The organism is Aureimonas sp. AU20, assembly GCF_001442755.1.
Lineage (GTDB): Bacteria > Pseudomonadota > Alphaproteobacteria > Rhizobiales > Rhizobiaceae > Aureimonas.
On the sequence record NZ_CP006367.1, the window covers coordinates 1,010,561 to 1,033,910 of the forward strand.

Below are 23,350 nucleotides of genomic sequence, written 5' to 3' on the forward strand. Positions count from 1 at the left end.
TGTTTCAGCTTTGGAGATGCTCGCGCACGAGGGGCATGACGCGGGTGCCATAGAGTTCGATGCAGCGGAGCAGCGCCTCGTGGGGCAGGGGGCCGGCGCTGTATTTCAGCTGGAAGCGCGACAGGCCGAGCTTCTTGACCGTTCGGGCGATCTTTGCGGCGACGGTTTCCGGCGAGCCGACATAAAGCGAGCCGCGCTCGATCTCGCGCTCAAAGCTCGTCTTTTCCAGAGGCGGCCAGCCGCGCTCGGAGCCGATCTGATCGTGCATCCGCTTGTAGTCGGGCCAGAAGGTTTCGCGCGCCGCCTCGTCCGTTTCTCCGACGAAGCCGGGCGAATGGACGCCGATCGGCTGCACCGGGCGGTTGAACTCGGCCGCGGCCCGCGCGGATAGATCGACATAGGGGCGGAAGCGCGCGGGATCGCCGCCGATGATGGCGAGCAGCATGGGCATGTCGTAGCGCGCCGCGCGCACCACCGATTCCGGGCTGCCGCCGACGCCGATCCAAGTGCGCAGCGGCTGGCTCTCCGGCGGCGGAAAGACGCTCTGCTGCGTGAGCGGCGGGCGGATCGAGCCCTGCCATGTCACCGGCCCGCCGGAGCGCAGCGCCGCGAACAGATCCAGCTTCTCCTCGAACAGCGTCTCGTATTGCCGGAGGTCGAAGCCGAACAGGGGGAAGGATTCGGTGAAGGAGCCGCGCCCTAGGATCACCTCGGCCCGGCCGCCCGAAAGCCCGTCGAGGGTGGAGAAGCGCTGAAACACGCGGATCGGATCGTCGGAGCTCAGCACCGTGACCGCCGAGCCCAGGCGGATGCGCGTCGTGCGCGCGGCGATGGCAGCCAGGACCACGTCCGGCGCTGACACGGCGAAGTCGACGCGGTGATGCTCGCCGACGCCAAAGAAATCGACGCCCACGCTATCGGCCAGCACGCCCTGTTCCACGACCTCGCGCAGGACGGCGGCATGGGGGCGCAGCGCGCCGTCCGGGCCGCGCGTCACGTCGCCGAACGTATCGAGCCCGAATTCGAGGGACCCGAAGTCGATGGAAGAGGTCATGGGAAAGCTCCGCGAACCAGACCGCAAGGGGAGCTATCGGGACATCTGCTGGGCTGAAGGCTCGGCGCGCGATCCTTAGCAAAGGTGCAAGGGTCGGCGGAAGTCTCGCGTGGCAGCGTCGTCGACAGGCTCGGACCGGCCTATCGGCCTCGGCCCGAGCGGAGCCAGTCTATGCGGGCTCCGGTCTCGGCTGTCGAGCAGGGATGGGTGAAAGCACCGTCACCCGGCCGCCGCGAAACGGGCGCGGCGGGTTGGTCGCGTCAGGATCAGAAGGCGCTGCGGTTGCGGTTGTAGCGACCGCGATCGATTTCGCGCTGACGGCTTTCGAGATCGACCAGCGAAGTGGCTTCGTTGAGATAGGCGGCTTCGCGCTCGCTGTCGCGGATGGGGCGAAGGGCCTCGCGAAGGCGTGTGGTGAACTTCATGGCAGTGATCCAATCGGCTGAGGAATTAGCCATAAGATACGCTTGCCAAGTTCATGCTGCAATGCAGCAGGCCGCATAAGAGCCATGCCCCAAGCGCACGGCCCGTTAAAGACCACAAGGAGATCGTAACGCTTTCGCAGGGCTTGTGGCGAAACAGCGGCAAGCGGGTCTGCATTGGATGCATGGCAATTCATCGAATTGCCCGTTCTTTCAGCTCTGGCGCCCCAGCGGTTGGCGCGACGATCCGACGAGAAGACCATCGCAAACGAAAAAGGGCCGGTTCGAAAACCGGCCCTCGTGTCGGGATGGTAAAGGCGGCTCGGTATCTATTCCGCCGCCGGCTGAAGCGCGCCGCCGCCCTTGTTCTCGTTGCCGCTCTTGCGACCGCCGAACTCCGTTACCCGCTTCCAGTCCGGCGTGGCGTCGAGATCGGGCGCCAGCGAGGGGGCGGGGTGGGCGTGATGGTGGCCGGCATGGGCGGGAGCGCCTTCCGAACCCTCGGCCTGGTTGGGCTTCAGGAGCTTGCCGAAGAGCCGGCCCGTGACGCGGCTGAGATCGTCCATCAGCGTGTAGAGCGAGGGGATGAAGATCAGCGACAGGACGGTGGAGACAAGCAGGCCGCCGATCACCGCGATCGCCATGGGCGCGCGGAACTCGCCGCCTTCGCCCGACGCCATCGCCGCCGGCATCATGCCCGCCGCCATGGCGATCGTGGTCATGATGATCGGCCGGGCGCGCTTGCGACCCGCGTCGATGATCGCGTCGCGCTGGTTCATGCCGTGCTTCTCCTGCTCGACCGCGAAGTCGACCAGCATGATCGTGTTCTTGGTGACGATGCCCATCAGCATCAGGATGCCGATGACCACGGGCATGGAGATGGCGTTGTGCGTGAGCCACAGCGCGCCCACCACGCCGCCGATCGACAAGGGCAGGGCGGCGAGGATCGTGATCGGCACGAAGACGCTGCCGAACAGGAGGATTAGCACCACCAGCACCATCATGATGCCGGCGCCCATGGCCGAGGCGAAGCCGGCGAAGACCTCGCCCTGGATCTCGGCGTCGCCGACCTGCTGGAGGCGCACGCCGGGCGGCAGGTTGCGAACCGCCTCGCTCTGCGCGATCCAGGCCGAGCCTTCGCCGATCTCGTGGCCCGGCGCCATGGCGGTGCCGACCTTGGCCAGCCGCTCGCGGTCGTAGCGATCGATGGTCGAGGGGCCCTGGCCGAAGCCGATATCGGCGATGGCGTCGAGCGGCACGGTGCCGCCCTTGGCCGTTTGGACGCGCAGCGACTGGACGGAGCCCAGATCCTGGCGCGCCGTCTCGCTGATCTGCACGCGGATCGGAACCTGCCGCGTGCCGACATTGAACTTGGCGAGGTTGGCGTCCGCATCGCCGATCGTGGCGACGCGCACGGTCTGCGAGATGGCCTCGGGCGCGATGCCGAGATCGGCCGCCTGGTCGAGGCGCGGATGGATGCGAAGCTCGGGCCGCGCGAAGGACATCATGGCCGACGGGTTGGCGAAGATCGGCTCGCGCCGCATCTCGCTTTCCAGCCGCGCCGCCGCCTCGCTCACCGCCTCGCCGTCGCTGCCGAGGAGGCCGACGGACAGTTCGCGCTCGCCCCGGTCGTTGACGAAATAGGAGCGAAGATCGGGGATGGCGGCGAGCTTGGCGGCGATCACGGGCTCCAGCTGCGCCTGGGAGCGATAACGCTCGAACTTGCGCACGAGATTGATCGTCAGCGCGGCGCGGCGCACCTCCAGCGTGCCGGTGGGCGAGGAACCGCCGATCGACAGGACGGAGCGCACTTCGGGCAGTTCGCGGATGCTGGCGGCCGCCCGGTCCACCGCGCGGCGGGTGGAGTCCAGCGTCGTGCCGGGCGGCAGCTCGACCGAGACCACGATGCGCGAGGCGTCTTCCTTCGGGATGAAGCCCGTCGGCAGATATTTCGTGGCGTCCATCGACAGGAAGAACAGGCCGACTCCCACCGCCAGCGTCAGCCAGCGCCAGCGCACGGTGAAGCCTAGGAAGCCGGTATAGGCCCGCATCAGCGTGCCGTCCCGCTGCTCGGCGGGGTGCGGGCGGTTGAGGAAGGCGAGAAGCAAGGCGGCCACCGCCGCGCCGATGGCGATGCGCATGGACCACGCGCCGGCCTGGTCCCAGGTCACCATGGGGGCGTGCAGGCGCAGCCAGTCGAGCGCGCCGTTGCGGCCGGCCGTATCCGGCAGGGCGGCAAGCGCGAAGACGGCGCCGATGGCAAGGCCCGCCAGTGGCGCGAGGCCGAGGACGTAGCGGCGCAGAAGACGGCCGAAGCCCGGCCCTTCGTGCCGCTGCGGGCGGAAGAAATAGGCCGCCAGCATGGGCGTGATCAGGCGCGCGACGAGCAACGAGAAGAACACCGCCACCGCGACCGTCAGGCCGAACTGCTTGAAATACTGGCCGGCGACGCCGCCCATGAAGGAGACCGGCGCGAAGACCGCCATGATGGTGAGCGTGATGGCGATCACGGCGAGGCCGATCTCGTCCGCCGCTTCCATCGAAGCTTTGTAGGGCGGCTTGCCCATGGCCATGTGGCGCTCGATGTTCTCGATCTCGACGATCGCGTCGTCCACCAGGATGCCGGTGACGAGCGTGATGGCGAGAAGGCTGACGAGGTTCAGCGAGAAGCCCATCATGCTCATCGCCGCGAAGGTCGGGATCGCGGCGAGCGGCAGCGTAATGGCTGCGACCGCCGTGGCGCGCCAGTCTCGCAGGAACAGAAGCACCACGACGACGGCCAGGAAGGCGCCTTCGCCGAGCGTCTCCATGGCGGATTCGAAATTGCCGTAGGTGTAGGTCACGCTGTCGTCGATGCGCGTGAAGCCGACCTGCGGATGCGCCTTGGCGAGCTCGGCGATGCGCGTGGCGGCAAGGCCGGCGACCGTTGTGTCGCTCGCCCCCTTGGAGCGGTAGATCGAGAAGGCGACCACGGGCTGCCCGTCGAGCCGGGCGAAGGAGCGGGGCTCCTGCACCGTGTCGGTCACCGTGCCGAGCTCGGACAAACGCACCTGACGCCCACCCGAGAGGGCAATGCGCGTGTCGGCCAGGGCCTGCACGGTGCCGGCCTGGGACAGGGTGCGGATCGCCTGTTCTTGGCCGCCGAACTCGCCGCGCCCGCCCGACAGGTCGACATTGGTGGCGCGCAGCTGCGCGTTCACGTCGGCCGCCGTGATGCCGAGCGCGCCGAGACGATCGGGATCGAGGCGCACCTGCACCTCGCGCTGGACGCCGCCCATGCGCTCGACGCGGCCGACGCCCTTGATGCCCTGGAGGGCGCGAACCACCGTGTCGTCCACGAACCAGGACAGCTGCTCGGGCGTCATGCCCGGCGAGGACGCGGCATAGGTGACGATCGACTGGTTCTCGACCTCGATGCGCTGGACGATCGGCTCCTCGATCGTGCGGGGCAGGTTGCCCCGGATCTTGGCGATCGCGTCCTTCACGTCGTTCAAGGCGCGGTCGGTGTTGATCTCCAGGCGGAACTCGGCCGCCGTCACGGACTGGCCGTCCGTCACGGTGGAGGTGATGTGCTTGATGCCCGAGACGCCGGCGACGGCGTCCTCCACCAGCTTGGTCACCTGGGTTTCGAGTTCGGCCGGAGCCGAGCCCGATTCCGTCACGGTGACGGAAATCACCGGCACGTCGATATTGGGAAATCGGGTGATCGGCAGGTTCAGGAAGCTGACGACGCCGAAGGCCACCAGCACCACGAAGAGGAGGATGGGCGGAACCGGATTGCGGATCGCCCAGGCGGAGATGTTCCAGTTCATCGCGTCACCTCCGCCGTTTCCAGCGTCTCGGCGGCGACCGGGGTCACCTTGTCGCCATCGCGCACGAAGGTGCCGGCCACCGCCACCACGGTTTCGCCGGCCTGGAGGCCGGAGCGAATTTCCACCACGTTGCCGGCGCCAAGACCGGTCTTGACGCTGCGCGTCTGCACCGTGCCGTCCACCACGACCTGGACGAAATCGCCCTTCGGCCCGGTGTTGACGGCGGTGCGTGGCACGGCGACGCCATTGGTGCGCGCGGTTTCCACCACGGCGCGGGCGAAGGCGCCGACCCGAAGGCCCGCCTCGCGCGGCAGGGCGATGCGCACGCGGCCGAGGCGCGAGGCCTGGTCGACGCGCGGCGAGACGAGGCGCACCTCGCCCGTCACCTCAGCGCCGCCGGCGGCGGTGATTTTAGCCGGCTCGCCCTTGCGCAGCTGGCCGAGTGCTGTTTCCGACACGTCGGCGTCGAGTTCGATCAGCCCGTCGCGCGCCATCTCGAACAAGCCGCCGCCGGCCGCCGAGACGATCTGCCCAAGCTGGGCCACGCGGCGCAGCACCAGCCCGTCGGTCGGCGCCTTGATCTCGGCCTTGGCGCGGCGCAGCTCCAGCTCGGCCCGCTCGGCGCGGGTGGCGGCAAGATCCGCTTCGGCCAGCGCCACGCTTTGGCGGGCCGAGGCCAGGCGCGCGGCGGCGCCGGCGGCGGCGGAGACCTTGGTGTCGAGCACATCCTGGCCGACGATGCCCTTCTCGCTGAGCGCGCGGGCGCGCTTAAGCGAGGCCTCGGCCTCGACCAGGGTCGGCTCGGCCTCGCCGATCAGGGCGTTGGCCTGCGTGATCGCCGCCTCGGCGCGCGCCACCTGCGAAGCCGAGCGGGCAAGGTTGACCTCCACGACGTCGGTTTCCAGCCGGGCGAGAACCTGCCCCGCCTTCACCTCGTCGCCCTCGTCCACCAGGAGTTCGCGAACCCGCAAGCCGTCGACGTCGGCGCCGACCGTCACGGTCTCGCGCGGGGTCAGCGTGCCCGTCACCGTGACGGTCGCGACGATCTCGCGCGCCTCGGCCGGCAGGACGGAAATGTTGGGCGGCGCGGGCGCTGCGACGGGCGCGGGCTCGGCCGCCAGGGCCGGCGCGAAAGGCGCTGCGAGGGCGACCGACGCGGCAAGCGCGAGCGAAAGACATTTCAGCATGGGAAAACTCCGCAAGCGGGCGGGGCGAGGCAAGGAAGGGGCGAAAGAATTCGTCATGCCTGGCTCGCTCCGAGCAGGCTCGCGATCATGCGATGGAGATAGGGGCGAAGGGTCTCGAGCGGTCGCTCCGGCTCCAGCCGAAGCCGCATGACGAGCCCGTCGCCGATGCTCATGAGAAGGGTCAGCGCGAGTTCGAGATCGAGATCGCCGGGGATCTCGCCCTGGTCCTGCGCGCCTTTCAGCGCCTGGCGGATGCGACTGCGCGCTTCGTCCTCGACCATTTGGAAGCGAGCGCCGACGGCGGTGTTGCGAAGGGATTCCGAGCAGATCTCGACGATCAGGTTGCCGGTCTCGGGATCGCAGGCGCCGGTGAGATAGGCGAGAGCGGCCTCGGTGATCCGATCCACGACCGGGCCGGGTCCTTCCAGGCCCGCAAGGCAGGCGCCGGCCGCGACGCGCTCCTCCTCGGCGATGGCCTCGATGATCGCGTCCTTGGACGGGTAGTAGCGATAAAGCGCGCCCGGGCTCATCTTCGCCTCGGCGCAGATCTCGCTCATCGAGGCGCGGTGAAAGCCGGAGCGCGAAAAGCAAATGCGGGCCGCGCCCAGGATATGATCCTTGCGCGTCGGTGCGGCGGCGAGATCGTCCTGCGGAGGCACGGCGGAAAGAGTGGACATGACGATCCGGTTCAAGCTGAGAGCGAACGATCGTTCTCATAACAAGATGCGGCGCGACAGTCCAGCGTCGATCAATTATCGGTGATTCTAAGATCAGGCGTCCAGGTTGTTGCCCGAATCGCCATTGGCCGGCGAGCCGACGGGAGCTGGAACGCGAAACGCATCAAGCACGGCTCGCATCCTCTGACTCTGAACGAGCAAGGCCGTGATCGCGGACTGGTGGAGGCTCGTGGCGGCCAGGAGAAGATGCAGCGCGGGCTGGTCGTGCCCAGGCGCGAAAGGCGGCGGTCGGCTCAGCGGCGGGTCGATGACACCGTCTTCCACGCGCGCGTCATCGCGTGAGCCCCGCGAGGAGGCTCCGACGATGCGGACGGAAGGGAAGCGCAGGATGTTCATCGCACGTTGGACAATAGGAAGGGGCTGATCGGAACAATAGCATCCGACACTTAAGAAAGTGGCGACGACCGGATAAGGCAGGCCGCGTGGTTTCTTGGCCTGGATTCTCTGACAAAGCGTGAAGGCCGGCGCCTTTCCGCTCGCAATCGGCTGCCGGGGCTTGACTTTTCGGCTCCTGTTGGGATTAAAGACCCCATTCTTGCGACCGTTCCGTCCGCAAACCGCCGACCATGCCCCTCGCTCGCCGAGCCGCATGGAGGTCCCCATCCGCCAGCGAGATTCGCCCGCGGATGCGTTCCGCTTTGGCGTTGCGGCTTGGAAAGGGCGTTTTGGGTTCCCATTCTTGCCTCAGCGCAAGAACCAGGACTTGAAGGACACGGATGTTCGAATCGCTCCAGGACCGCCTCGGGTCCATCCTGAACGGCCTCACCGGCCGCGGCGCCCTGTCGGACTCCGACGTGGCGGCCGCGCTGCGCGAGGTGCGCAGGGCGCTTCTGGAAGCCGACGTCTCGCTGGAAGTGGTGCGCTCCTTCACCGACCGGGTGCGCGAGAAAGCCGTGGGCGCCGAGATCGTCAAGTCGATCAAGCCCGGCCAGATGGTGGTCAAGATCGTCCATGACGAGCTGGTCGCCACGCTGGGCTCCGATCAGGTGGCGATCGACCTGAACGCCCCCGCGCCGGTCACGATCATGATGGTCGGCCTCCAAGGCTCGGGCAAGACCACCACCACGGGCAAGATCGGCAAGCGGCTGACGGAGCGCCAGAAGAAGCGCGTCCTCATGGCCTCGCTCGACACGCGCCGCCCCGCCGCGCAGGAGCAGTTGCGCGTGCTCGGCGAGCAGACGGGCGTCGCCACGCTGCCGATCATCGCGGGCCAGGACCCGGTCGAGATCGCCGCGCGCGCCTCCCAGGCCGCCCGGCTCGGCGGCTACGACGTCCTGATCCTCGACACGGCCGGCCGCACGCATATCGACGAGCCGCTGATGGCGGAGATGGCCGAGATCAAGGCCAGGACCGCGCCCCACGAAATCCTTCTTGTGGCCGATTCGCTGACCGGCCAGGACGCGGTGAATCTCGCCCGCTCCTTCGACGAGCGCGTCGGCATTTCCGGCATCGTGCTGACCCGCGTCGACGGCGACGGGCGCGGCGGCGCCGCGCTGTCCATGCGCGCCGTCACCGGCAAGCCGATCAAGCTGATCGGCACCGGCGAGAAGATGGACGCGCTGGAGGATTTCCATCCCGCGCGCATCGCCGACCGCATTCTCGGCATGGGCGACATCGTCTCGCTGGTCGAGCGCGCCGCCGAGAACATCGACGCGGACAAGGCCGCGGCGATGGCCAAGAAGATGCAGTCAGGCAAGTTCGACCTGAACGATCTGGCCGACCAGATCGGGCAGATGCAGAAGCTCGGCGGCATGGGCGGCGTCATGGGCATGATGCCCGGCATGGCCAAGATGAAGGACCAGATCGCCTCGGCCGGCCTCGACGACAAGCTCCTTAAGCGCCAGCTCGCGATCATCTCGTCCATGACGCAGTGGGAGCGCGCCAATCCCGACCTCCTCAAGCATTCGCGCAAGAAGCGGATCGCGGCGGGCTCGGGCACGGACGCGGCCGACATCAACAAGCTGCTCAAGATGCACCGCCAGATGGCGGACATGATGAAGGCGATGGGCGGCAAGGGCGGCAAGGGCGCCGGCATCATGGGCAAGCTCATGGGCGGCCTTGGCGCCAAGATGGGCCTGCCCGGGGGCCTCGGCGCCGGCGGCATGCCGGACCTGTCCAAGATGGACCCCAAGCAGCTCGAAGAGATGGCCAAGTCGCTCCAGAAGGGCGGCCTTGGCGGAATGGGCGGGCTGCCCGGCGGCCTGCCTCCCGGCCTCGGCGGGCTCCCCGGCCTGCCCGGCGGCCTTCCCAAGCTTCCCGGCCTGCCGGGCAAGAAGAGATAGGAACCGGCCTTCCGGTTTCTCGACCACGACACCTCTGACAAACGAACCCACGGCGACGCCAAAAAGACGCCGGGACTTAAGAAGACAAGGATAGACCCATGCCCCTGAAGATGCGCCTCGCCCGTGCCGGCTCCAAGAAGCGCCCCTACTACCACATCGTCGTCGCCGACGCCCGCTCGCCGCGCGATGGCCGCTTCGTCGAGAATATCGGCTCCTGGAACCCGATGCTGCCGAAGGACGCTGAGCGCGTCACGCTCAAGGAAGACCGCGTCAAGCATTGGCTGAGCGAAGGCGCCCAGCCGACCGATCGCGTGCTGCGCTTCCTCGATAAGGCCGGCATCGTGAACCGCCCGGCTCGCGAGAACCTCACCAAGGGCCTGCCCGGCAAGAAGGCGCAGGAGCGCGAGGCTGAGCGCAAGCAGCGCGAGGAAGACGCTCGCGCTGCCGCCGAGAAGGCCGCTGCCGAGCAGGCGGAAGGCTCGGCCGAATAAGGCTGCTGGCCTCGAACGCCGCTTAAGGCTTGTTCGAACGGAGCTTTTAAGCTTTTGTGATAGTAAGGTGGCGCGCCGGTCTTTCCGGCGCGCCATTTTTGTGTCGCCGTCCGGCCCCTTCGCGAAGGTCTGTGTGCATGAAGCGTGAGCCCACGACACCCGAATCTGCCCTCGGCCCCGCATCGACCGCCGCTTCCGCCGATCTCTTTCCCATCTTCCAGCTCACACCCGTTCCGCTCTGGCTGGAGGATTGGAGCGGCATCCGCCGCTTGGTGGACCAATGGCGCAAGGACGGGATGACGGACCCCGCCGCCTTTCTCGCCGCCGATCCCGCCCGCGTCCGCGCCTCGATGGAGGCGATCCGCATCATTGAGGTGAACGCCGCGACGCTGCGCCTGTTCGAGGCGCGCGACACGGCCGAACTCGTCGGACGCCTCGCGGACGTGTTCCAGGGCGCGATGGTGGAAAGCCACCGCGAGGAGATCGTTCAGATCGCTGGTGGAGCCGCGGAGTTTAGCAGCCAGGCGGTCAACCACACGCTGTCCGGCCGGCGGCTCGACATCCAGCTCAAGGGCCGCATCCTGCCGGGCTACGAGGCGAGCTGGGAGCGCGTCCTGATCGCGACCGAGGATGTCACAGAGCGCGAACGCGCCCGCCGGGGTCTGGCCGAGAGCGAGGCCTATGCGATGGGCCTGTTCGAGAATTCGCCGGTCTCGCTCTGGGTGGAGGATTTCTCCGCGATCCGCGAGCTTCTGGAAGACGTGCGTGCCACGGGCGTCGCGGACTTCCGCATCTTTCTGGATGTGCATCCGGAGTTCATCACGCGCTGCATGAGCGAGATCCGCGTCGTAGCCGTCAACCGCCAGACGCTCGGCACCTTCCGGGCCGACCGGTTCGAAACGCTCCTGTCGCGGCTCGGCGACGTGTTTCGCGACCAGATGGTCCACCCGTTCAAGGAGCAACTGGTGGACCTCTGGAACAGCCGCCTGTTCCAGAGCCGTGAGGTCGTGAACTATTCGCTGGACGGGGAGGAAATGCATTTCGTCATGCAGTTCAGCGTCCTGCCCGGCCACGAGGCGGACTGGTCGCTTGTCCAGATCGCGCTGACCGACATCACCGCGCGCAAGAAGGCGGAGGCCTATCTCGAATATCTCGGCAAGCACGACGTCCTGACCAAGCTCTACAATCGCTCCTTCTACAATGACGAGCTGAACCGGATCGAGCGGCGCAAGACCGAGACCTTCAGCGTGCTGGTGGCCGATCTCAACGGGTTGAAGAGCTTGAACGATCAGCTCGGCCATGCGGCCGGCGACACGCTGCTGCGCCGCGCGGGCGAGGTTCTGGCCGAAGCCGTGCGTGCGCCCTGGACGGCGGCGCGCATCGGGGGCGACGAGTTCACCGTGCTCATGCCGGGCGCGACGCTCGCCGAGGCGACCTCGCTCATGAACTCCATCACCGAGCTTTGCGAGGTGAACAACCAGTTCTATCCTGGCGCCGACCTGTCGCTCGCCATGGGCGTCGCCACTTTGCTGCCGGGCGAGCGGCTGGAAGACCTGATGCGGCGGGCCGACCTCCTGATGTACGAGGTCAAGCGGCGCTTCTACGAGACCTCTGGCGCAGACCGGCGCGGCCTGCCGCTCTGACGCCTCTTAGGCACGGGAGTTGACGGCGCCGCCTCACGCCGTCAAACACGCCACGCGTTTCGCGACGTGCCGAAGCCTCGCCCGAACCAAAAGCGCCCTCGCTCGCCGAGCGAAAAACTCCAATCCGCCTTCGCGGAGCGCCCGACCCCGGCCGCCCCCGAAAGGCCCAATCTGCCGAGTCCGCCCGCCGTGTCCGATCCCAAAGCGCCGACCGACCCCGTTCTTCTTGGCATCGTAGGGGGTGCGCATGGCATTCGCGGCGAGGTGCGGGTGAAGTCCTTTACCGAGGACCCTGAGGATCTCGGCGCCTATGGGCCGCTCTTCGACGCGCAGGGCAAGCGCTACACCGTGCGGTCGGCGCGGGTGCAGAAGAACGTCGTGGTGGCCCGCATCGCCGAGGTGACGGATCGAAACGCCGCCGAGCGCCTGAACGGCACGGAGCTTTTCGTGGATCGCTCCGTCCTGCCCGCCGAGGGCGAGGACGAGTTCTACCAGTCCGACCTTGTCGGCCTCGTGGCGCGGCTGACCGACGGGACGGTGATCGGCGAGGTCGTGGCCTTTCACGACTTCGGCGCCGGCGACATTCTGGAGATCGCGCCCGAAAACGGCACCAGCGTCATGATTCCCTTCACCGAGGTGGCCGTGCCGGAGGTCGATCTCGACCTCGGCTTCCTTCTGGTGGAGCCGGTGGCGGCTGGCCTGTCCGGCGCGGTGGAAGTGCGCGAAGGCGACGAGGACGACGACGCGGACGAGAGCGAGAACGAGAGCGGGGGCGAGACGGGCAGGGACGGCGGAGCCTGATTTCCCGCCGCGCCGCCGCCTGAGGCGCGTTGCCATCGGCGGCCGAGCGCATTATCGCTGGCGGCGCAGTCACCCTGCGGAAGGAGCCACCCATCATGATTATCCTGTCGGGCACGCTGAAGGCCACCGACGAACGCCTGGACGCGCTGGCCTCGGCCATGCGCACGGTGCTTGAGGAAACGCGCCGCGAAGCGGGCTGCATCGTCTACTCCTTCGCGCGAGACGTGCTGGAGCCGGGCCTCCTGCGCATCTACGAGGAATGGGAAAGCCGCGAGCTGCTGGCCGCCCACGTCAAGACCGCCCATGTCGCGGCTTGGCACAAGGCGCTGGCGGAGGCCGGCGGCGCCGAGGCGAATCTCCACCTGATCGAAGTCTCGTCGGTCGAGGATTTCGGCTGAGCCCATGGGTTTCCGCGCGTCCGTCCTCACGCTCTATCCCGAGATGTTTCCCGGGCCGCTCGGCACCTCGCTGGCCGGCCGGGCGCTGGAGCGGGGCGACTGGACGCTGGAGACGAGCTTCATCCGCGAGTTCGGCGAGGGCCGGCATCGTCTGGTGGACGACACGCCTGCCGGCGGCTCGCCCGGCATGGTGCTGCGGGCCGACGTGTTGGCCCGCGCCATCGACCAGGCGAGTCCAGCCGGCGACACGCGGCCGCGCCTTCTCATGAGCCCGCGCGGCCGCCCGCTCACGCAGGACGCCGTGCGCGAGCTGGCCGGCGGGGAGGGGGCGGTGATCGTCTGCGGCCGGTTCGAGGGCGTGGACGAGCGCGTCATCGAAGGGCGGAACCTGCGCGAAGTCTCGATCGGAGACTATATCCTGTCCGGCGGCGAGATGGCGGCGCTGGTGCTGCTCGACGCCGTGGTGCGTCTCCTGCCCGGTGTGATGGGCAACAGCCGATCGGGCGAAACCGAAAGCTTCGAGAACGGACTGCTGGAGCATCCCCACTACACGCGCCCAGCCGTGTGGGAAGGGCGCGAAATCCCCGCCGTCCTCACCTCCGGCGATCATGGCGCGGTGGAGCGCTGGCGACAGGCCGAGGCCGAGCGCCTGACGCGCGAACGCCGACCCGATCTCTGGCAGCGGCTCGCCCGTCAGGACCGCTGAGAGGCGGTTCGACAAGCCGTCGGTCCGATCGGCTTTTCAGCCCGCGCCCCAAGGTGAGACATGGCGCTTGGTCATCCTTTCCCGCGCCCTTGCATCACTCGGGTTTGATGCTTCGCTAACGTCGAAACGTCATTCGTCACCCTTACGCCGCCAAGTGGTCGGCCAGTCTCCGAGCACGGCGCCGACGTCGGGATTCCTTCGGTCATTCGGCTGGGTCGATCCCGTCCGATTCGCTCTGCAAGTTTCGCCGTCGTGCCAAAGCGCGCCGGGTCGTATCGTTCGTCCACTGATCCTGTTTGGAAATGGGATCGGGTCGACTGGCTTCTCCGCGTCGAGGGAGCCTACGCGCCTCGACGCAAAGCAATGCCAAGCCTGACGTGCGGCGGAGACTCGGCCTGTCTGGTCCCGGTCGCTGACGCCCTGCCTATCCGCCATGACACCTTTCGAACTCCGCATTCGGCAGGCCTTGGGGCGTCCCCGCCACCACCCCTCCGATCGAGCGTTCAGCAGTTCGGAACCGTGTTCGCGCGCTGCCCACGTCCGACGCTGCGCGTGTCGCAGCCGCCGTTCCGCTGGCCTTGGCCGAAAATGCCGTTTTCGCGGTAGCGGCCGGTGCGCGGCGCCAGCGTTCCGTCGCTGCCCTGTCGCAGGGTGCGTGAGGACGGGCGCGGCGGTGTGCCTTGCGCCGTCGTGCGGCGTTCGATCTGGCGACAAGCGGCATCGTTGCCTTCGCATTGGCGCACGGTCTGCGCGAGCGCCGCTTCGGGAATCAGCAGCGCGAGACAGCCGAAGACCGGCAGCCAGCGTCGAAAGCGCATCGTCATCAGGTCGTCTCCACCATCCGGCCTCGCGCGCGCCATGCCGCGCGGCGCAGGCCGGGAGGAGCAGCATAGACCGCTTCGAAGCCGGGGACAAAATCCGCCCGGGCAGGTTGGCCGAAGCTATCCCTCACGCCTCTCAAGCGGCTCGAACTCCTCGCTTATTGCCCGTTCGCGAGGCCCCAGTCGGGGTTCTTTGCCGCAAGCCCGCTGCCCGTCCGACGCTTGCGCGCGAGGCCTACGCGGGTGCAAGACAGGAAGCTTCCATCCAAGAGCGAAAGGGCGGGCCTTTCTTGTTCGAGACCCTTCGCGTCTTCGGGGCGTCCGCGGCCGGCGCGATGGCCCTGCGCCTGATCCTGTTGATCCTCGTGATCGGCGGGGCGCTGTTTCTCCTGCCGGTCTGGCAGCGGGAAGGGGAGGAGCCAAGCGCGATGCCGACGGTGCGCCAGCCCGTGCTTCTGCCTGTTGCGCCTCCGCCGCCGCAGGCCAAGCCGCGCCCGGCTCTCAGTCCCGATCAGGCCCGGCGCTGGTTTCGCCCGCTGGCCCTGGGGGAGGCGCGCTTCGCCTTTCAGCCCAAGCACGGCGTCGCGCCGGCCGATCTCTGCGCGCGCTTGTTGCAGACCGGCTGGGCGCGGGACCGCGCGGGCGCGGCACCGGGCGGCGAGCGGGAGGAATGCGCGCTGACTCGCGTCTATCCCAAGCCCGCCGGCGGCCAAGCGACGCGCCTCTTCGCGCTGGCGCGCGGCGCGCGGGGCATGGAGGACGCGGCTCTCGACATCCGCGTGAAGATCAATCTCTACGACGAAGGCGCGGCGGAGGCGGCGGGGCGCGACGTGTCGGCCGCCCTGGTGGCGCTTCTGGACGCGGCGGGGCTCGCGCCGGGAGCCACGACGCTGTCCGCACTCGCCCGGTTCGAGCCCTTCGAGGCGCAGGCTGGCGGGGCGAAGATCGGCTTGAAGACGGAGCGCGCGGACATCCGGCGCTTCAATCTCACCATCCTCCTGCCGCGCCCCTTCGAAGGAGGCGCGACGGATCGGTTCGACCCGCATGCCGCCATGCCGAAAGGCTATCCACCCGCCGGCTTGGCGTCGGCCGGTATGGGTGAGGGGGGGCAGCCGTAGTGATGGCCTCGCGGTGCGGCCGGCGGCGTTCTGCCGCCGGCGCTAAGGGTTCGGGGCCTGAACCGACCCCTTGACTGAGGCCGCCTCAGACGGCGTTGCGGCGGGACAGGCGCTCTTCCCAGGCGAGGGCGTCGGCGACGATGCGGTCGAGATCGTCGAAGCGCGGCTCCCAGCCGAAGCGCGCGCGCGCCAGACCCGCATCGGCGACGATCGAGGTCGCGTCGCCCGGCCGGCGGCCGGACATGCGGACCTCGAACTCGCGCCCGACGACCCGGCGTACCGTGTCGAGCACCTCCAGCACGGAATAGCCGTGGCCATAGCCGCAATTGGCGATTATCGACCCGCCGCCGGCCCGGAGATAGCGCAGCGCCTGCGCATGGGCGTCCGCGAGATCGCTGACATGGATATAGTCGCGCACGCAGGTGCCATCCGGCGTGTCGTAGTCGGTGCCGAACACGTCGATATGGCTCCGCTTGCCGAGCGCGGTCTCGCTCGCGACCTTGATGAGATGCGTCGCGCCCTTGGTGGACTGGCCGGTGCGCCCCTTGGGATCGGCGCCCGCCACGTTGAAGTAGCGCAGCGCCGCGAAGGTCAGCGGGTGGGCCGCCGCCGTGTCGCGCAGCATAAGCTCCGTCATCCATTTCGACGTGCCATAGGGGGATTCGGGTGCGGGCGGCTGGGTTTCCTGCACCGGCATCTGGCGGGGCGAGCCGTAGACGGCGGCGGTGGAGGAGAAGATGAAGTTCTTCACCCCGCAGCGCACCGCGCTCTCGATCAGCGCGCGGCTGGCGACCGTGTTGTTGAGATAGTAGCCAAGCGGGTCCGAGACCGATTCCGGCACCACGATCGAGCCGGCGAAATGGATGATCTCGCTGACCCCGAACTCCTTGAGGACGCGCTCCACGAAGGGCTGGTCGTTGATGTCGCCGACCTGCAGCCGCGCCTCGGGCGGCACGGCCCAGTCGAAGCCCGTCGACAGGCGATCGATCACCACCACGTCCTCGCCGGAATCGACGAGGTTCCAGACCATGTGGCTGCCGATATAGCCGGCACCGCCGGTAACAAGAACCGTCATGCTACTCTTTCCGCCTTTTCCCGTGGGGCCATGCCCCGGTGGCCGCCACTATGCCGATATAGTGCAGCGCGGCAAGATACGGGAAAGCAGGATGGGAGGCAGACGGGGACGCGCGGTGGCCTTGAGAGACAGGCCCTCAGGTTTCGCGGAAGGCCCGGCTGAAACTGTCTTCCAGCGGCTTCAGGAGATATTCCAGGAAGGTGCGCTCGCCCGTCTTGATATAGGTCTCGACCGGCATGCCGGGGTAGATCTGTGCGAGATCCACGCCCGGCGGCAGCCGTTCGGCCAGCCGCAGGCGGGCGATGTAGTAGGGCTGGTCCGTGCGCGGATCGACGATGCGGTCGGGCGAGACGAAGGTCACCGTCGCGTCGACGCTCGGCGTCAGCCGGTTGAGCGCGGGAAAGCGCAGCTCGGCCGGCTGGTTGGTGTGGACCTGATCGATGTCCTGCGGCGTCAGCCGCGCTTCCACGATCATGCTTTCGCCGGTCGGCAGAATCTCCGCCATGGGCTGGCCGGGCGAGACCACCGCGCCGCGCGCGTTGTAGTTCAGCTTCACCACGATTCCGGCGCTGGGCGAGCGCACGGTGACGCGTTCCAAGACGGTTTCGGCGGCCTGAAGCTGCTCGTCGATATCGGCGATGCGCGCCCGCGCCTCGTTGAGGTCGGAGGCCGCCGTCTCGACGCGCTTGCTCTGGAGGCGCGCGATCTGCTCGCGCCGCTCCTCCATCTGCGTGCGGGCGGCCAGAACGCTGGCGCCGAACTCGCCGATCTGGCCGGTGAGCTGCGCCTGTGACAGGAGAAAGTCGGTGTATTCGCGCCGGTTGGCGAGGCCTCGGTCGAGCAGGCTCTTGCGGCGCTTCAGCTCGTCCTTGACCACGGCGAGCTGTTCCTGCGCGGCGACCTTCTGGTCCCCCAGGCCCCGGATCTGCTCTTCCAGCGCGGCGATCTGCTGCTGGATGATCGCCATTTCGCGGCGGTGCCCTTCCAGCTTGGTGGTGAACTCCTTCACCTGCTCGTCCAGCACCTTGGCCAGCGCCGGGTCCTCAGGGCGCACCTGCAGCGCGTCGGGGAAGACGAGAGCCCGCTCGCCGTCGCGCTCGGCCGCCAGCCGCGCGGCGCGTGCTTCCAGCGCGAAAAGCTGGTTGCGCAGCCGGTTGCGCTGCGCCGCCGCGCCCGTGGAGTCCATCCGGTAGAGCGCCTGGTTGGAGTCGATCCGGTCCCCCTCGCGCACCAGGATGTCGGAAATGATGCCGCCTTCCAGATGCTGGATCTGAAGATTGCGCCCGGCGGCGGCGACATAGCCATGGGCGATCGCCGCGCCGGACAACGGCGCCGTGGTGGCCCAGATGCCGAACCCGAGGAGAAAGGCGCCGGAGGTGAGCAGGCCGACCAGCGTCATGGTGCGCGAATTGGTCGGCACGCCGTCGGTCCAGCTCGGCCGGATGGCGAGCGCTTCGCTTGGGCCCGCGGGGCGGGGGATCAGGGCGTCCTGGCTCATCGCGCTGCTCCTTGGGCCCCGGCGGCGGGCTGCTGGCCTTGACCGAACTGGCCCTTGACCACGAGATTTTCGAGCTTGCGGCGGGCCTGCGCCTCGCGCTGCTCCTCCTCCGCCTTCCGGCGAGCGGCCTGGCGGGCATAGACGTCGGCCTTCGGCCCGACATCCTCGATGATCCCGTCGCGCAGGATCATGATGCTGTCGGCGAGATCGGCGACGTTGCGCCGCTGCGTGACGAGCAGCACCGTCACCCCGTCCTGGCGCGCGTTGCGCAGCGCCCGTTCGAGCGCGACGTCGCCCTCGTTGTCGAGATGGGCGTTGGGCTCGTCCAGAAGCAGGAGGCGCGGACCGCCGAAAAAGGCGCGCGCGAGGCCCACACGCTGGCGCTGGCCGCCCGAAAGCTGGTGCCCGGCGGGGCCGAGCGGCGTGTCGTAGCCCTTGGGCAGGCGCTGGATCAGCTCGTGGACCTGCGCCTTCTGGGCGGCCTCGACGATCTCGGCATCGGTAGCGGCGGGATCGAAGCGGGCGATGTTCTGCGCCACCGTTCCCGGCAGCATCTCCACATCCTGCGCGAGATAGCCGATGCGCCGGCCGAGCTGTTCGGAATCCCAGTTGCGGATGTCGGCGCCGTCGACCCGGACCGAGCCGGACTGGATCGGCATGGCGCCGACCAGCGTGCGCACCAGCGTCGACTTGCCGGCGCCCGACGGGCCGACGAGCACCATGCAGCTTCCCGCCGGGACCTGCGCGGAGACGCGCTTGATCAGCGGTTCGGCGGAGGCGCCGTTCGGCGCCATGACCACGAGCTGGTGCATCGACAGCGTGCCGGCGGGGTCGGGCAGTTCGGTCGCCTTGGGCCGAAGCGGCGCGCTGGCGAGCGCCTTTTGCAGGCGATCCCATGCCTTGCGCGCGTCCACCAGCTGCTTCCAGCCGGCGATCACCTGGTCGATCGGCTGCAGGCCGCGACCCGAGATGAGCGAGGAGGCGAAGATCATGCCGCCGGAGATTTCACGCTGCAGCACGAGATAGCCGCCGGTGCCAAGGATCGCGATTTGAAGCCCCAGGCGGAAGGCCTTGGAGGCGCCGGCGAACCAGGCGTTGACGCGGTTCATCCGGTCCTGCGCCGCTAGCGAACGCGCTTCCGAGGCGCCCCAGGCGTCGATCGTGTTGCCCATCATGCCCATGGCGCGAATGCTCTCGGCATTGCGCACGAAGCTCTGGGCCGACAGCATGGCGGCCATGGAATGCTCGCTGGCCGCGCTCGCCGCGCGGGCCGTGGCCTGCTGGTTCAGAAAGGCCAGAAGCGCCAGAACGGCCGCGCCGCCGAGCGTCAGGAAGAACAGCACCGGGTGGAGAAACCAGAGAAGCCCGATGAAGAGCGGGGCGAAGGGCAGGTCGAGATAAGCGAAGATCGCCCGCCCGCCGATGAAGCTGCGCACGGTCTGGAGATCGCGCAGCGGCTGCGTGTCGCCCACGGAGGCGCGCGAGCCGCTCATGGCGGCGATCATCGCGTCGTTGGCTGCGGCGACCTCGATCTGCGCGCCGATGCGGCTGGCGATGGCGTTGCGCACCGCGTCGAGCACGCCCATCAGAAGAAGGGCGGCGGCGGCGAGAATCGAGATGTAGATCAAGGTGTCGACCGAGCCGGACGACAGGACGCGGTCATAGACCTGCAGCATGTAGACGGGCTGAGTCAGCAAAAGCATGTTCACCACGAAGGTGAACCCCATCAGCCCGGCCAGTCCGGCCCAGACGACGCCGCGCACGCGCTCGATCGCATTCATGGAAGACACGTCCCGCCCTGCCCGAAGCCCATGCCTAAGGTCAGTTAACCCATTAAGCGGCAAGGCTGTTTTTGTTGTCTTAAAGGCTGGCGGCGACGCGGAACAAGGTTGCCAGTGGCTTAACGCGGACAGATGGCGTCGCCCGCGCGAAACTCATGCCTCTTTACCGCAAAAAGCACAAGCTGGGTGCGGAATGGATTCCACGGTTGCGCTGCAGTGCCCACTCCAGCACAAAGGGCCCTATCTCGAGACCGGACGCGGGCCGGCGATCATCACCCGGAAGGAAAAGACATGAGCGCCTTCGACGTGCATCCCATCATCATTGCGGGCGGCGCGGGAACACGCCTTTGGCCGGTCTCCCGCGACACCATGCCCAAGCAGTTCGTGCCTTTGCTCGGTGACGGTCGCACGACCTTCGAGGAAACGATGCTGCGCGTCGTCGGCCCGCGCTTCGCCAAGCCGGTCGTGGTCACGCATTCCGACTTCCGCTTCACCGTGGCCGAGCAACTCGCCCGCAACGGCATCGACGCCGACATCGTGCTCGAGCCCGAGCGCCGCGATTCCGCACTCGCCGTCGCCGTCGGCGCGGTGATCGCCAGCCGCCGGGACCCCGACGCGCTCTGCCTCGTGCTGGCCGCCGACCATGTGATCACCGACGGCGAAGCCTTCACGCGCGACTGCCTGACCGCCGCAGAGGCGGCGCGCGAGGGGCGCATCATGATGCTCGGCATCCATCCGAGCTGGCCCGCGACGGGCTATGGCTACATCGCGCCCGGCGCGCCGCTCGGCGGCAACGGCCGCCTGTTCGAGGTTGCCCGCTTCGCCGAGAAGCCCAATGCCGAGACGGCCGAGCGCTACATCACCGAGGGTTATAGCTGGAACAGCGGCAACTTCCTGTTCCCCGCCTCGCTGATGATCGCCGAACTGACGGCCAACGCGCCAGAGACGCTGAAGGCGGCCGAGGAGTCGGTGGACGGCGCGCAGCGCGATCTCGACTTCCTGCGGCTCGACGCCGCCCGCTTCGCCAGCGCGCCGCGCATCTCGATCGACTATGCCGTGATGGAGAAGACCACGCGCGCCGGCGTGCTCCAGGCCTCGTTCGGCTGGTCCGACGTCGGCTCGTGGGACGCGCTCTACGACATCAAGACGGCGGATGCCGACCGCAACGTGCTGGAAGGGCCGGTCTCGGTTCTCGGCACCACGGGCAGCTTCGTGCGCTCCGACGAGGTGCTGACCACCGTGGTCGGCCTCGACAACGTCGTCGTCGTCTCGACGCCGGACGCGGTTCTGGTGGCCGCCAAGGACCGGGCGGGCGACGTCAAATCGCTGGTCGCACAGCTGCATGGCGAGGGCCGGCCCGAGGCCGGGCAGCACCACAAGATCCACCGTCCCTGGGGCTGGTACCAGCGCATCGACATCGGCGAGCGCTTCCAGGTCAAGCATATCTGCGTGAAGCCGGGCGGCATCCTCAGCCTTCAGCGCCACTACCACCGCGCCGAGCATTGGGTCGTCGTGCGCGGCACCGCCGAGGTGACGGTGGACGGCACGGTGAAGCTGTTCCACGAGAACGAGGCCGCCTATCTGCCGATCGGCTGCACCCATCGCCTGCACAATCCCGGCAAGATCGACCTGAAGCTCATCGAAGTGCAGGTCGGCTCCTATACCGGCGAGGACGACATCGTGCGCATCGAGGACATCTACGCCCGCAACTGAGCGGGCTGGACCCCTTGGCGCAAAAGCAAAGGGCCTCCCTCGGGAGGCCCTTTTTCGTATCGGGTGCCTGTTCGTCGGGGCGGGGTCAGAGCGCGCGCGCGGCGCGCTCCAGCCCGTCCGCCACCAGGGCCTTGGCGGCCTCCGGCGTTTCGGCCTCGGCATAGCAGCGCAGCTCCGGCGCGTTGCCGGAGGCGCGGAAATGCATCGTGTTGCCGTTCGCGAGCGTGACATGCACACCGTCCAGCCGGTTCACCGCGCCGGGCGCGCCGAGCCCTTCGAAGAAGCTGGAACGGAACGTCTCGTCGTCCGCGAGGCGCGCGAGGAACGCGCCGCTCTTCTCGCTCGGCACGTTCTGGAGCCGGTGCGAGGCGGCGGGCTTCGCGCCGATGCGCTCCACCAGCGCGGAGAGCGGCACGCCTTCCCGGCGGCTCGCAACCAGCGCGCAAAGAAGCGGCAGCAGCGCATCGCGCGTCGGCAGGGCCGGGATGCGCCGCCCGTCCACCTCGGCATCCGTGCCCTGGATGAAGCCGCCATTGGCCTCGAAACCGGCGACGCCCTTGCGCCCTTCGGCGAGGGCCTGCTCGATGCCGGCGATCACATAGGGCGAGCCGACGCGGGTGCGCAGCACCTTGTCCACCAGCCCCGAGCCTTCCAGCGCGGAGCCGGAGGTGACGGGCGTCACGATCGTGTCGAAGCCGAGATAGCCCGAAGCGATCAGGCCGAGAACGTCGCCCCGGATCACCTCGCCGCGCTCGTCCGCCATCAAGGGGCGGTCGGCGTCGCCGTCGGTGGAGAGGATCGCGTCGTATCCGTCCCGCCCGGCCTCACCGAGGATCGCGAGGTCTTCGGGCCGGTGTGCCTCGGTGTCCACCGGAATGAAGCTGTCGGCGCGCCCGAAGGGCACGGCCTCGCCGCCCAGCGCCTCGACCGCCTCGGCCAGAAGATCGCGCGCCACGGAACTGTGCTGATAGATGCCGATGCGCGCGCCGCGCAGCGCCTCGGTGCCGAACGCGTCCACCGCACGCCAGAGATAGAGCGCTCGCGCTTCCGACGTGGGCAGGCTGGCCGGCGGCGTCAGGCTTTCGGGCGCGACGGGGCCGATCGCTTCGAAGGCGGCGAGAATGTCGGCCTCGTCCTCCTTGGTGATCTCGCCCTTCAGCCCGTAGAACTTCAGCCCGTTGCGGTCCTCGGGGATATGGCTGCCGGTCACCATCACGGCGGGCAGGCCGAGACGGGCCGCTTCCAGCGCGAGGGCCGGCGTCGGCACGGCGCCGGCGTCGATCGGCTCGAAGCCCGCGTCGCGCGCGGCCGCTGCCGCAAGGCCAGCGATCTCGGGGCTGCTGGCGCGCAGGTCGCGGCCGATCAGGAGGCTCTTCGGCGCGCCGCGCTCGCTCATCACCCGTAGGAAAGCGAGCGTGTAGCGATAGCTCGGCTCGCCGAGGAGATCGGTGACGAGACCGCGCAAGCCGCTGGTTCCGAACTTCAAGCTCATGAAGACCTGTCCTGCCGTTGGTTGGGGAAAGAATGCGGGGGCCGAAGCGCCCGTGCCGGGGGGGCGCGGGTCTGCGCCGTCAGCGCTCGCCGGGCGGAGGGAGCGGCGGCTCGTCGATCGGCTGGTAGGTGATGAAGAAGATCCAGATGCCGTAGGCCCCGATGCCGGCCGAGATCAGCGCCCAGGTCTGGCTGCCGGCATAAAGCTCGACGCCCGCCCAAAGGAAGCAGACGGCCACCACGAGGACGCGCCGCCAGAGCGGACGAAAGAAGGGATGGTGCTGGTCCTTCATGGCAGGCCTTTCGCCCAAGTCCCGGGA

20 protein-coding genes are annotated in these 23,350 nt (G+C 68.5%); 8 read left to right on the plus strand and 12 right to left on the minus strand.

The window, feature by feature from the left end; genetic code table 11:
* Positions 1-4: 4 nt before the first annotated feature.
* The 6 genes from M673_RS04655 to M673_RS04675 form a co-directional block, all read right to left on the minus strand.
* On the minus strand, positions 5-1,054 hold the full coding sequence (locus tag M673_RS04655) for an LLM class flavin-dependent oxidoreductase (protein WP_061973992.1): 1,050 nt from the start codon (positions 1,052-1,054) through the stop codon (positions 5-7).
* 266 nt (positions 1,055-1,320) lie between these two features.
* Entirely contained in the window at positions 1,321-1,479 is a 159-nt protein-coding gene (locus M673_RS23535; protein WP_148639975.1) for a DUF3563 family protein, read from the minus strand.
* Between the two features lie 326 nt (positions 1,480-1,805).
* Positions 1,806-5,288, minus strand: a complete 3,483-nt coding sequence (locus M673_RS04660) for an efflux RND transporter permease subunit (RefSeq protein ID WP_061973994.1) — start codon at positions 5,286-5,288, stop codon at positions 1,806-1,808.
* A complete protein-coding gene (locus tag M673_RS04665) occupies positions 5,285-6,475 on the minus strand; it encodes an efflux RND transporter periplasmic adaptor subunit (RefSeq protein ID WP_061973996.1) in 1,191 nt (396 codons plus the stop codon). The genes M673_RS04660 and M673_RS04665 overlap by 4 nt, the downstream gene beginning before the upstream one ends.
* 53 nt (positions 6,476-6,528) lie before the next feature.
* Positions 6,529-7,152, minus strand: a complete 624-nt coding sequence (locus M673_RS04670; protein ID WP_061977666.1) for a TetR/AcrR family transcriptional regulator — start codon at positions 7,150-7,152, stop codon at positions 6,529-6,531.
* Positions 7,153-7,245: 93 nt separating this feature from the next.
* Positions 7,246-7,476, minus strand: a complete 231-nt coding sequence (locus tag M673_RS04675; protein WP_148639976.1) for a hypothetical protein — start codon at positions 7,474-7,476, stop codon at positions 7,246-7,248.
* A gap of 452 nt (positions 7,477-7,928) precedes the next feature.
* On the opposite strand from M673_RS04675, the gene ffh reads away from it, so the two are divergent.
* The 6 genes from ffh (at position 7,929) to trmD (ending at position 13,533) form a co-directional block, all read left to right on the plus strand.
* Positions 7,929-9,494, plus strand: a complete 1,566-nt coding sequence (ffh, locus tag M673_RS04680) for a signal recognition particle protein (protein WP_061974000.1) — start codon at positions 7,929-7,931, stop codon at positions 9,492-9,494.
* A 98-nt stretch (positions 9,495-9,592) separates the two neighbouring features.
* Entirely contained in the window at positions 9,593-9,985 is a 393-nt protein-coding gene (gene rpsP, locus M673_RS04685; protein ID WP_061974002.1) for a 30S ribosomal protein S16, read from the plus strand.
* 137 nt (positions 9,986-10,122) lie between these two features.
* Positions 10,123-11,628 (plus strand): sensor domain-containing diguanylate cyclase, encoded by a 1,506-nt coding sequence (locus tag M673_RS04690; RefSeq protein WP_061974004.1) that lies wholly within the window; start codon positions 10,123-10,125, stop codon positions 11,626-11,628.
* A gap of 189 nt (positions 11,629-11,817) precedes the next feature.
* A complete protein-coding gene (gene rimM / locus M673_RS04695; protein ID WP_061974005.1) occupies positions 11,818-12,429 on the plus strand; it encodes a ribosome maturation factor RimM in 612 nt (203 codons plus the stop codon).
* 95 nt (positions 12,430-12,524) lie between these two features.
* Positions 12,525-12,827: a putative quinol monooxygenase gene (locus tag M673_RS04700; RefSeq protein WP_061974007.1), complete on the plus strand. Its 303-nt coding sequence runs from the start codon at positions 12,525-12,527 to the stop codon at positions 12,825-12,827.
* Between the two features lie 4 nt (positions 12,828-12,831).
* Complete coding sequence (gene trmD / locus M673_RS04705; protein WP_061974009.1) at positions 12,832-13,533, plus strand: tRNA (guanosine(37)-N1)-methyltransferase TrmD; 702 nt, start codon at positions 12,832-12,834, stop codon at positions 13,531-13,533.
* Between the two features lie 503 nt (positions 13,534-14,036).
* Here the strand turns inward: trmD and M673_RS04710 are convergent.
* Positions 14,037-14,357: a hypothetical protein gene (locus M673_RS04710; protein WP_061974011.1), complete on the minus strand. Its 321-nt coding sequence runs from the start codon at positions 14,355-14,357 to the stop codon at positions 14,037-14,039.
* Positions 14,358-14,644: 287 nt separating this feature from the next.
* Here M673_RS04710 and M673_RS04715 point away from each other — a divergent pair, with 287 nt between their 5' ends.
* Entirely contained in the window at positions 14,645-15,472 is an 828-nt protein-coding gene (locus tag M673_RS04715; protein WP_061974013.1) for a DUF6030 family protein, read from the plus strand.
* 85 nt (positions 15,473-15,557) lie between these two features.
* On the opposite strand, the gene galE is transcribed toward M673_RS04715, so the two are convergent.
* The 3 genes from galE to M673_RS04730 form a co-directional block, all read right to left on the minus strand.
* Complete coding sequence (gene galE, locus M673_RS04720; RefSeq protein WP_061974015.1) at positions 15,558-16,547, minus strand: UDP-glucose 4-epimerase GalE; 990 nt, start codon at positions 16,545-16,547, stop codon at positions 15,558-15,560.
* A gap of 136 nt (positions 16,548-16,683) precedes the next feature.
* Complete coding sequence (locus M673_RS04725; protein WP_061974018.1) at positions 16,684-18,045, minus strand: HlyD family type I secretion periplasmic adaptor subunit; 1,362 nt, start codon at positions 18,043-18,045, stop codon at positions 16,684-16,686.
* A complete protein-coding gene (locus M673_RS04730; protein ID WP_061974020.1) occupies positions 18,042-19,826 on the minus strand; it encodes a type I secretion system permease/ATPase in 1,785 nt (594 codons plus the stop codon). The genes M673_RS04725 and M673_RS04730 overlap by 4 nt, the downstream gene beginning before the upstream one ends.
* A 291-nt stretch (positions 19,827-20,117) precedes the next feature.
* On the opposite strand from M673_RS04730, the gene M673_RS04735 reads away from it, so the two are divergent.
* Positions 20,118-21,539: a mannose-1-phosphate guanylyltransferase/mannose-6-phosphate isomerase gene (locus tag M673_RS04735; protein ID WP_061974022.1), complete on the plus strand. Its 1,422-nt coding sequence runs from the start codon at positions 20,118-20,120 to the stop codon at positions 21,537-21,539.
* A gap of 85 nt (positions 21,540-21,624) precedes the next feature.
* On the opposite strand, the gene M673_RS04740 is transcribed toward M673_RS04735, so the two are convergent.
* Both M673_RS04740 and M673_RS04745 read right to left on the minus strand, forming a co-directional pair.
* Positions 21,625-23,031 carry a phosphomannomutase gene (locus M673_RS04740; RefSeq protein WP_061974024.1) on the minus strand — a complete coding sequence of 469 codons (1,407 nt, stop codon included), beginning with the start codon at positions 23,029-23,031 and terminating at the stop codon, positions 21,625-21,627.
* 79 nt (positions 23,032-23,110) lie between these two features.
* Entirely contained in the window at positions 23,111-23,323 is a 213-nt protein-coding gene (locus M673_RS04745; protein WP_061974026.1) for a hypothetical protein, read from the minus strand.
* Positions 23,324-23,350 lie beyond the last annotated feature (27 nt).